At 73.5% G+C, this 9,781-nt stretch carries 11 protein-coding genes; 3 read left to right on the forward strand and 8 right to left on the reverse strand.

Going from position 1 to position 9,781, the window contains the following annotated elements; genetic code table 11:
• On the reverse strand, nucleotides 1–308 hold a 308-nt coding region (locus tag VGL20_04565; protein ID HEY2702943.1), incomplete at its 3' end, for a hypothetical protein.
• A 129-nt stretch (nucleotides 309–437) separates the two neighbouring features.
• Between VGL20_04565 and VGL20_04570 the strand changes: the two genes are divergently transcribed.
• Nucleotides 438–674 carry a hypothetical protein gene (locus VGL20_04570; GenBank protein HEY2702944.1) on the forward strand — a complete coding sequence of 79 codons (237 nt, stop codon included), beginning with the start codon at nucleotides 438–440 and terminating at the stop codon, nucleotides 672–674.
• Between the two features lie 7 nt (nucleotides 675–681).
• Here VGL20_04570 and VGL20_04575 read toward each other — a convergent pair whose 3' ends face one another.
• Entirely contained in the window at nucleotides 682–1,011 is a 330-nt protein-coding gene (locus tag VGL20_04575; protein ID HEY2702945.1) for a hypothetical protein, read from the reverse strand.
• Nucleotides 1,001–1,597, reverse strand: a complete 597-nt coding sequence (locus VGL20_04580) for a sigma-70 family RNA polymerase sigma factor (protein HEY2702946.1) — start codon at nucleotides 1,595–1,597, stop codon at nucleotides 1,001–1,003. Before VGL20_04580 ends, VGL20_04575 begins: the two co-directional genes overlap by 11 nt.
• A gap of 270 nt (nucleotides 1,598–1,867) precedes the next feature.
• Here VGL20_04580 and VGL20_04585 point away from each other — a divergent pair, with 270 nt between their 5' ends.
• On the forward strand, nucleotides 1,868–2,392 hold the full coding sequence (locus VGL20_04585; protein HEY2702947.1) for a hypothetical protein: 525 nt from the start codon (nucleotides 1,868–1,870) through the stop codon (nucleotides 2,390–2,392).
• A 3-nt stretch (nucleotides 2,393–2,395) separates the two neighbouring features.
• On the opposite strand, the gene VGL20_04590 is transcribed toward VGL20_04585, so the two are convergent.
• Both VGL20_04590 and VGL20_04595 read right to left on the reverse strand, forming a co-directional pair.
• A complete protein-coding gene (locus tag VGL20_04590; GenBank protein HEY2702948.1) occupies nucleotides 2,396–3,250 on the reverse strand; it encodes a CDP-alcohol phosphatidyltransferase family protein in 855 nt (284 codons plus the stop codon).
• Nucleotides 3,251–3,272: 22 nt separating this feature from the next.
• Complete coding sequence (locus VGL20_04595; GenBank protein HEY2702949.1) at nucleotides 3,273–3,503, reverse strand: Lrp/AsnC ligand binding domain-containing protein; 231 nt, start codon at nucleotides 3,501–3,503, stop codon at nucleotides 3,273–3,275.
• 326 nt (nucleotides 3,504–3,829) lie between these two features.
• Here VGL20_04595 and VGL20_04600 point away from each other — a divergent pair, with 326 nt between their 5' ends.
• A complete protein-coding gene (locus VGL20_04600; GenBank protein HEY2702950.1) occupies nucleotides 3,830–4,273 on the forward strand; it encodes a hypothetical protein in 444 nt (147 codons plus the stop codon).
• Between the two features lie 11 nt (nucleotides 4,274–4,284).
• On the opposite strand, the gene VGL20_04605 is transcribed toward VGL20_04600, so the two are convergent.
• The 3 genes from VGL20_04605 to VGL20_04615 form a co-directional block, all read right to left on the reverse strand.
• Nucleotides 4,285–4,728: a VOC family protein gene (locus VGL20_04605; GenBank protein ID HEY2702951.1), complete on the reverse strand. Its 444-nt coding sequence runs from the start codon at nucleotides 4,726–4,728 to the stop codon at nucleotides 4,285–4,287.
• A gap of 32 nt (nucleotides 4,729–4,760) precedes the next feature.
• Entirely contained in the window at nucleotides 4,761–6,143 is a 1,383-nt protein-coding gene (lpdA, locus tag VGL20_04610) for a dihydrolipoyl dehydrogenase (protein ID HEY2702952.1), read from the reverse strand.
• Nucleotides 6,143–9,781 (reverse strand): multifunctional oxoglutarate decarboxylase/oxoglutarate dehydrogenase thiamine pyrophosphate-binding subunit/dihydrolipoyllysine-residue succinyltransferase subunit (locus VGL20_04615; GenBank protein ID HEY2702953.1); only part of this gene is annotated, 3,639 nt, incomplete at its 5' end. The genes VGL20_04615 and lpdA, both read right to left, overlap by 1 nt.

Genomic DNA, 9,781 nt, shown 5'->3' on the forward strand with positions numbered 1-9,781 from the left:
GCGAACGAGGCGTCGAGGAGCTCACCGATGCCCATCGGCCGGAAGCGGCCGAAGCCCGAGGGCGGCGCCGCCAGCCCCGGGTTCCACCCCGGCACCGCGGTGGGCGGCCCCCAGCCCGGGGGTGGCGGCGGTGGCCACCCCGGCGGCGGCGGTGGCGGCCAGCCGGGGGCGGCGCCCGGCGGCATCCAGCCGCTCGGCGCCGGGGCCGGGGCCCAGCCCGGCGGCGGCGGCCAGCCCGGCGGCGGCGGAGGCGGACCGGGAGCCCCCTCGGGCTGGGCCGGGGGACCGCCGGGGTCGCCACTCTCCATGCGACCCATTGTGCATGCGCCCCGCATGTGCCGCCGCCGTCACAGCCGTCGCGGCGGCTTGCGCGCGGGGTGCGGGTCCGGTCACCGGTGGCCGCGGTCACCGGCGGGCGGCCCAGCATGGCGGGCGAGATGACCCCCGAACCCCTTCCCCTGTTCCCCTCGGGCGACGACCCCGCCGAGCTCCGCCGTCACGACCTCGTCGAGCGCCTCGACTGGGTGATCCAGCGCCGCCTCGAGGAGCTGCCCGACACCCTGGTGGCCGCGCTCCACGCCCAGGGCGTGGTCTGCGATCGCACCACCTCCCCGCACGAGCTCGCCCTCCGGCTCGGTCACGCTCAGCCGGAGAACCGCGCCGCCGCCTCGTAGGAGGAGGCTAGGCCGCCGCCCGGCCCACCTCCGGATGCGAGCGTCCGCGAAGCAGGGCGAGGCCGACCACCGCGAGGGTCACCGCCGCGGCGCCGCCGACCACGGTGGGCCGCCGCGCCAGCCGGGGGAGGTCGTGGAGGAGCCGTCCGCTCCAGCCGCGACCGTGGAGGGCGCGATGGTAGAGCCGGTCGCGCTCCTCGGCGGTGAGCACCGGCGCGGCGAGCGCCCGGGCCACCTCGGCGGCGAGGCAGGCCAGCTCACCGACCCGGTCGGGCAGCGCCGCGGCGAGCGACCGTCCCTCGAGGGCGTCGTCGAGGCGCTCGATGTCATCGATCACCGGAGCCCTCCTCCCGGCGGCGGCCGGCGCGCTCGGCGGGGAGCGGCGCTCCCAGCCGGCGGCGCAGGGTGGTCAGGGCCCGGAAGGTGAGCAGCTTCACCGCCCCCTCGCTCCGGCCCATGATCTCGGCGATCTCCCGGTTGCGCAGCTCGCCGCCGAAGCGCAGCAGCACCGCCTGCCGCTGGTCGGCGGGCAGTGTCGCCACCGCGGCGCGCACCTCGGCGGCGCGGTCGCCCCAGACCGCCGCGTCCTCGGGACCGGGCGAGTCGTCGCCGAGCTGGGGGGTGAGCTCGATCCAGCCGGGACGGCGGCGGTCACGGGCCACCAGGTTGGCGGCGACCCGGTACAGCCAGGCCGAGTAGGGGACGCCACGCCACTCGAAGCGCGGCAGCTCCTCGACGGCTCTGGCGAAGGTGGCGGCGGTCACGTCCTCGGCAAGCTCCCGGTTCTGGGTCAGGGTCAGCGCGTAGGCGAAGATCTGGTCGACGTACCGCTCGTAGAGCGGCGCGAACGCCGCCCGGTCCCGCTGCGCGGCATGGATCAGATCGCGCTCGGCGAGGAGGTCTGCCTCGCTGCGGTGGGCCACTCAGCCGGGCCTCGCACGGACGCGGTCCGGCATCAGAATCCGCACCCGACCACCGAGTTACGCGTTCGCGCCACGCCACCCTGCATCCGGCCACCTTGCCACAGGGAGAGCCGACCCTGACAGACGGGGGTCCCGGGGTGCGAACATATGCACGCTGCCCGACACGGGCGGGGCGGGGGGCCATGTCTCCCCTGGGAGGGAAGCGCCGTGCCGCGACGCGACCGATCCGCGCGACTGCTCGCTCGAGTTCGTCTCTGGGCTCCTCTGGTGGTGGTGGCCGCCGTCCCGGTGAGCGTCCTCGCCGCCGGCGGGTCGAGCCCCGTGGGCGGCTCCGGCGCCAGGCTCACCGCGGTGAGCCTGGTCCCCTCGGAGACCAACACCACCACCGGCATCGGCCGCTCCATCTGCCACATCATCGGCACCCAGGCCTGCAAGGACACCCCGTCCACCACCAGCGGCAGCGGCAGCGGCGGCAGCACCGACACCGCGACCGATTCCGTCACCGACACCAGCACCGACGCGGCCACCAGCTCCCCGGCGAGCCCTCCGGAGACCGGCCTCTGCAGCAACGCCAAGGTGCCCGGCGTCTGCTCCACCAGGTCCGCGTCGAGCACGGTGACGGTGCAGCCGCCAGGCACGGTGCAGCAGTCGTCGACGAAGACGAAGGCGACGAAGTCCACGAGGACGACGAAGACCACGAAGACGACGAGGAAGGGGTCGACCACCACGGTCACGGTGACGGTCACCCAGGCGAGCGGCGGGTCGCCGGCGACGACCACCACCAGCACCCCGTAGCCGTCAGGGCACCACCGGGGCCTCCCGGGTGCGGCGGACCAGGTCGGCGACGTAGAGCACCAGGGTGCCTCCCACCAGGGGGATGCCCAGCGCCAGCGCGGCCACGTCCACGGGACCGTGGGCGATGCGCACCCACATGAGGATGAAGAACACCCAGCCCACGGCGATGGTGTTCCGCCGTCCCCAGTGTGTGTGGCTCAGCTCGGGGCGGCGGTGGCTGAGGAAGACGATCGGAGTGGCGAGCAGCGGCCCGACGTAGCGGAGCACGATCAGCCCGCAGAGCCACCAGGGGAGGATGCCGACGAGCGCGCCCCCCACCGCCGCCATCGCGAAGAAGAGCGCGTCGCCGGCGGGATCGAGGGCGCGGCCGAGCTCGGTGAGCGGCCCGACCCGGCGCGCGATCCAGCCGTCGACGGCATCGAGCATCGCCAGCGGGCCGCCGATCGAGCACCAGAGGATCAGGTTCAGGTCGTCGGGGAGGGGCAGCGCGGCGCTGAGCAGCAGTGGCAGGCAGGACCAGGCCCGGAGCGCGGTGACCCCGTTGGGGAATCCGTAGTAGTCGATGCGGGGGCCGTCGGGATGGATGAAGAGCAGGGTGGCGCCGCCGGCCAGCACCAGCCCGAAGAAGAGCCACCACAGGAGGGCGCCGAGGGCTGCGAGCACCGCCGCCCGCGACGACACCAGCTGGGCGATGCCGACGGCGTAGGCCTCGGTGAAGACGAACCCCGCGATCAGCCAGCGGGTGAGCGAGCGGCGCAGCGCCGGGCGGGCACGCAGCAGCCCGAAGGCCTCGACGTACAGGGCCACCAGCCCCCCCAACCCTGACCGTGGCGCGGGGGCGGTCCCCACCTCGTCCACCACGCGCTCCCCGGAACCGGGGCTACTTGACCGCCAGGCAGGTGACGGTCTTGAAGACCCCGTCGATGCGCTGGATCTTCTCGACGATGAGCGCGCCCACCCCGGCCACGTCCCCCGCCTCGACCTGGGCGATGACGTCGTACTCCCCGGTGATGGCGTCGGACTGGACGATGCCGTCCTGGCCCGACATGTGCGAGACGACGTCCATCGCCTTCCCCGGCTGGGTGCTGATGAGCACGTAGGCGCGCACCATTCTCGTCCTCCTCCGGCGGGGCCGCCGCTCCCGCTCGGCGCCGACTGTAGCACCGCGCCGGGGAATGTCCATGCAGTTCGGCCCAGATCCGGCACCCCCGACAGTGCTGACGGGTGTCCGTCCACGACGCAGCGTTCGGGATAGACGATGGCTTTGTTGGTTTTGCAAGCTTTGTTACGATCAGGAGTGGACGGCACGCGGCCCCCTGAGGGGGTGTACGATCCTCTCAGGAGGCCCTGCGGGGGCTCCCATTTCACCATGCAACTCACCCCTTCCTGGCGGGCGGACCGGAAACGGTTCGCCCGCTCTTTGGTTCCCAGCCCTCGATGCCCATCATCGGCCTGATCGCACGCCTCCTCGCCCGGATCGCCCTGCTCGGCGCGCTCCAGGCGCTGCGGCGCCGTGCCGCAGGAGCGCCACCGGCGTGGCGCACCCCGGGCACCGGCCCCACCCCGCAGCCGCCGCCGCCGGCACCACCCGCGCCCGCCGATACCGAGCGCGCCCACCGGGCGGTCCGCCTGGTCGCCGAGTCGGCACGGATCGGCGTCCGGGTGGTGCTGCTCACCGGCTTCCTCGGCGCCTTCGCGGTGCTGCTCACCGCCGGCACCACCGCCACCACCCTGGGGCCCCGCTGGCTCGGGATCGTCCTCCTCGTCCTCGCCACCGGCTTCCTGGTGCTCGCGCTCCGCGAGCTGCGCGCCGCCTGGCGGCTGCGCCTCGCCCAGGTGCGCCGCCGCCGCGCCGAGCGGCTCACCACCCGGGACGTCTAGCCGGCGCCGCCTCAACCGATCGGCGCGGTCAGCTCCAGGGCGATGCCGTCCGGGTCGCGAAAGGGGAGCACGCTGATCCCGAACATCGGCAGGTCGGTGATCTCGCCGTGGTCGACCCCGCTCGCCTCGAAGCGGGCGAGCGCCCGCTCCAGGTCGCCGCGCGCGGGCACGCCGAAGCTGAGATGGTCGAGGCCGACCCGGAAGGGGTCGAAGCGGTCGCCGCGGCGGGACTCGTCGACCGGGCGCAGCCCGATCAGCACCCCGGCGTTGATGAGCACGATGCCGCCCTGGAGGTTCTCCACGCAGAGGTCGTGGAAGGGGTCGCCGGGAGGAGGCGGCGCGTCCATCGCCACGTCGAACCCCAGGACCTCGGTGTAGAACGCCCGCGACCGGTCGACGTCGGTGACGCTGAGCCGGATGTGATGCGGCGGCCCGCCGATCAGCTGCTCGGACATATGACGCCCTCCTTGCCGCGTGCCCTGCGAGGCTACGAAAGGTACGGCGCGACGCCCTCGCCCTGCTCGGCGCCGTCCATCACCACCTCGCTCACGGTGGGATGGGCGTGGATGATGTCGCCGAGCTCGGCCATGGTCAGGCCGTCGCTGATCGCGACCGCGACCTCGTGGACGATCTCCACGGCGTGCACCCCCATGATCGTCGCCCCCAGCAGCAGGTCGCTCTGGGCGTCGGCGTAGAGCTGGGCGAGGCCGTCGGGCTCGGCCTCCCCCAGCGCCTTGCCGTTGCCGAGGAAGCGCGCCTGCCCGGTCTTCACGGTGAAGCCGGCCGCCTTCGCGGACTGGGAGTTCAGACCGACCATGGCGATCTCGGGGTGGGTGTAGATGCACGAGGGCACCACGGTGCGGTCGATCGGCCGGGGATGGTGGCCGAGGGCGTTCTCGACCGCACGCTCCGCCTCCTTGCTCGCCAGGTGGGCGAGCTGGAGGCCGCCGATGCAGTCGCCCGCCGCCCAGATCCGCGGATTGGCGGTGTGGAGCCAGTCGTCGACGACGACGTGGCCGCGCTCGTTCACCTCGACCCCGGCCTCCTCGAGCCCGATGCCGCGGGTCTCGGCGCGGCGGCCGACGGACACGAGGAGCACGTCGGCGGCGATCTCGGTGCCGTCGTCGAGCCGCGCGGTGAGGTCCTCGGCGCGGTACTCGGCGATGCCCTCGAGGCGGCGGCCGGTGTGGAAGCGGATGCCCTGCTTCTCCATCAGCTTGCGGAACTGGGTGACGATCCGGGGATCGACCCCGGCGAGGATCTCGGGGAGCACCTCCACCACGTCGATGCTGGTGCCCAGCGGGGCGAACACCGAGGCGAACTCGCAGCCGATCACCCCGCCGCCGACCACCAGCAGGCGCTCGGGGACGCGGTCGAGGCGGAGCACCCCGTTGCTGGTGACCACCGAGGGGTGGTCCATGTCGAGGCCGGGCAGCCCCGAGGGCTCGGTCCCCACGCAGACCACCAGGTGGTCGTACTCGATCCGGCGGCCGTCGACGGCGACGGCGCCGTCCTCGAGCCGGCCCTCGCCGCGGACCACCTCGACCCGGCGCCGCTTGCAGGCGTTCTCGACGCCCCGGCGCATCGCCAGGACCACCTCCTCCTTGCGCTCCATCATCCGGGTGAAGTCGACGCGGACGTCGCCGACCTCGATGCCGAGGTCCCCGGCGCCGCGGATCCGGCGGAGCAGGTCGGCGGTGGCGAGCAGCGACTTGGTGGGGATGCAGCCCCAGTTGAGGCAGGTGCCGCCGAGCTCGGCGCGCTCGACCATCACCACCCGGGCGCCGAGCTGGGAGGCGCGCAGCGCGGCGACGTCGCCGGCGGGTCCGCCGCCGAGCACCACCACCCTGGGGGCGTCGTCGGCCACCATCACGAGCGGGAGCCGCTCCTGGCGAAGTTGCGCGCCTCCTCGGTGGTGACCGACTCGACGGTGAGCGCCTCGCGGATGATCCGCTCCTGCTCCATCGTGTGAGCCCCGTGGAAGCCCTCGCTGGGGCTGGCGCGGCGGGGACGGCCGATGTACTCCCAGCGGATCTCGTAGGGACGGTGACGGCCGATGGGGCGGGCGAGATGGTTCCAGGAGCCCATGTTCATCGGCTCCTCCTGCACCCAGAACAGCTGCTCGAGGCGGGGGTAGCTCTCGACCAGCTTGCTGATCTCCACCAGGGGCAGCGGGTCGAGCAGCTCGATGCGCGCGATCGCGGTCCTGTCCGCCTGCTTGCGGAGCGGGCTGGTGATGAGGTCGTGGTACATCTTCCCGGTGGTGAGCAGCAGGGTGGTCACCTGCTCGCGCCGCTGCGACATCTCCGGGTCGTCGATGACCCGCTGGAAGCGTCCGGCGGCGAGCTGGTCGAGCGAGGCGTGGGCGGTGGCCGCGCGCAGCAGGCTCTTCGGGGTGAAGATCACCAGCGGACGGGGCCGCTGCATCAGCGCCTGCTGGCGGAGCAGGTGGAAGTACTGCGCCGCCGTCGAGCAGTTGGCGACCCGGATGTTGCCGGTGGAGGCGAGCTGCAGGAAGCGCTCGGGACGCGCGCTCGAGTGCTCGGGCCCCTGGCCCTCGTAGCCGTGGGGCAGCAGCAGCACCAGCCGCGAGCGCTGCTCCCACTTGGCCTCGCCGGAGACCACGAACTGGTCGACCATCACCTGGGCGTTGTTGACGAAGTCGCCGAACTGCGCCTCCCAGATCACCAGCGTGTCGGGCGCGGCCACGCTGTACCCGTACTCGAAGCCGAGGCAGGCGCCCTCGCTGAGCGGGCTGTTGTGGAGCTCGAAGGTGGCGCTGGCGCCGGTGAGGTGCTGCATCGGCGTCCAGTGGGCGCCGGTGACCGCGTCGTGGAAGGTGAGGTGGCGCTGGCTGAAGGTGCCGCGCTCGGTGTCCTGCCCGGTGAGCCGGATGGGGCGGCCCTGGAGCAGCAGCGAGCCCAGCGCCAGCGCCTCGGCGGTGGCCCAGTCGATCTCCCCCTCCTGCACCGCGATCCGGCGCCGGTCCATCTGCTTGGCCAGCTTGGGATTGAGGTTGAAGCGGTCGGGCAGGGTGAGCAGCTGCTCGTTGAGACCGATCAGGGTGCCGGCGCCGACCCCGGTGCGCCGCTCGGTGTCGCGGTCGATGGGGGGATGCAGGTCCTCCCACGGCTCCTCGGTGGGGCCGGTGGCGAGGCTGCTCTTCACCTTGTGATGGGCCTGGCCGACCCGGTCGTAGGCGGTCTGGAACTGGACGTCGGCGTCGTCGCGGGTGATCAGGCCCTCGTCGATCAACCGCTGCGCGTACAGCTCGCGCGCGGTCGGATGGTTCTTGATCTTCGTGTACACCTGCGGCTGGGTGTACGAGGGCTCGTCGGTCTCGTTGTGGCCGAAACGCCGGTAGCCGACGAGGTCGACGACCACGTCGCGGTGGTAGGTGCGGCGGTAGTCGTAGGCGAGCCGCATCGCGTGGATGCAGGCCTCGACGTCGTCGCCGTTGACGTGGACGATGGGGATGTCGAAGCCCTTGGCGAGGTCGGACGCGTAGCGCGTCGAACGGCCCTCATGGGGGTCGGTGGTGAAGCCCACCTGGTTGTTGGCGATGATGTGCACGGTGCCGCCGGTGGAGTACCCGTCGAGCGCCTGGAGGTTGAGCACCTCGGCCACCAGCCCCTGACCGGGGAAGGCGGCGTCGCCGTGGATCAGCACCGGCAGCGCCGCCTTGGGGTCGACGTAGATCGCCGCGGCGCTGCGCCGGGTCTGCTCGGCACGGGTCCAGCCCTCGACCACCGGGTCGACCACCTCGAGGTGGCTCGGGTTGGGAAGCAGCCGCACCGTGATCGGCTTGCCGGAGTCGGTGAGGTAGGTGCCGGTGGCGCCGAGGTGGTACTTGACGTCGCCGGTGGGGTCGTCGGGCTCCTCGCCGAGCTGGCGCTTCTGCTCGCCGCGCTCGAAGGCGACGAGGATGGAGTCGTAGGGGCGGTTGACGACGTGGGAGATGATCGCCAGCCGGCCGCGGTGGGCGGTGCCCATCGTCACCGAGCCGATGCCGTCGGCGGCGACCATGGTGAGCAGCTCCTCGAGCATCGGCACCATCGCGTCGAGGCCCTCGATGGAGAAGGTCTTCTGGCCGATGAAGGCGCGCCGGAGGTAGCGCTCCATGGCGTCGACCTTGGTGAGCCGCGAGAGCAGCTGCACCTTGCGCTCCGGCGAGAGCGGGCGGCGGTGGGCGCCGGACTCGATGTGCTCGCGCAGCCAGACCCGCTGCTCGTGGTTGGAGATGTGCTCGATCTCGTACGCGATCGTGCCGGTGTAGGTCTCGCGGAGCCGGGGGAGCACGTCGGCGAGGGTCTCGCCGGGGACGTAGACGCGCAGCACCGAGGCGGGGACCGCGGCCATCAGCGCCGGCGTCAGCCCGACGGTGTGCGGGTCCATGGCCGGGTCGGAGGGGTGCTCGCCCCCCAGCGGGTCGAGGTCGGCGCCGAGGTGGCCGTGGGTGCGGTGGGCCTTGACCAGCGACATCCCCGCGCCCACCGCGGCGAGCAGCTCCATCCGCGGCGGCGCCGCCCCCGGGGCGCTCACCCCCAGCCCCGGGGCGGGGGTCGGCGCCCGCTCCGGCACCGGCGGCTGGGCCGCCGGCGAGGCCAGCCCGAGGCTGGTGAAGACCTCGGTGTAGAAGCCGTCGGCGCCGCCGAGCAGGGCCTCGATCCGGGCCAGGAACTCGCCCGACTCGGCACCCTGGATGACCCGGTGGTCGTAGGTGCTGGTCAGCGTCATCACCTTGGACATGCCGTAGTCGCGCAGCCGTGCCTCGTCGATGCCGCGCACCTCGGCGGGGTAGCCGATCGCCCCGGTGGCGACGATCGCCCCCTGCCCGGGCATCAGCCGGGGCACCGAGGCGACGGTGCCGATGCCGCCGGGGTTGGTGAGCACCAGGCTGGCGCCGCGGAGCTCGTCGATCCCGAGGCTGCCGCTCCGGGCCCGGGCGATGAGCCGCTCGTAGTCGTCGCGGAAGGCGGCGAAGCTCTGCCCGCCGGCGTCACGGATCACCGGGACGACGAGGAAGCGGGTGCCGTCCTTGCGGCGGGTGTCGACGGCGATGCCGAGGTGGACGCCGGGCTGAACCCGCCAGCCGGCGCCGTCGCGGGTGCGCTCGAAGTGGGTGGTCATCGAGGGCACGTCGACGGCGGCGCGGACGATCGCGTAGCCGACCAGGTGGGTGAACGAGATGTTCTCCGGCCGGCCCGCCGCCCGCAGCGCCTCGCGCAGCTCGCGGCGGCGGGCGTCGAGGTTCTCCACCGAGATGGTGCGGAACGAGGTGGCGGTGGGGATCTCCCGGCTCTGCTCCATGATCGTCGCCAGCGCCGCCGACGGTCCCCGCAGCGGGGTGGCGCCGGCCGGAGGCGTCTCCGGGAGGGAGGGCGCCGGCCGCGCCGCCGGCGCCGGCGGGGGCGGCGCCGAGGCGGCCGCGGTGACGTCGCCGCCGCGGACCAGCCCGGCCGGGCCGCTGCCCCGCACCGTGGCGAGGTCGACGCCCTGGATGGCGGC

Source organism: Candidatus Dormiibacterota bacterium (assembly GCA_036495095.1).
Taxonomy (GTDB): domain Bacteria; phylum Chloroflexota; class Dormibacteria; order Aeolococcales; family Aeolococcaceae; genus CF-96.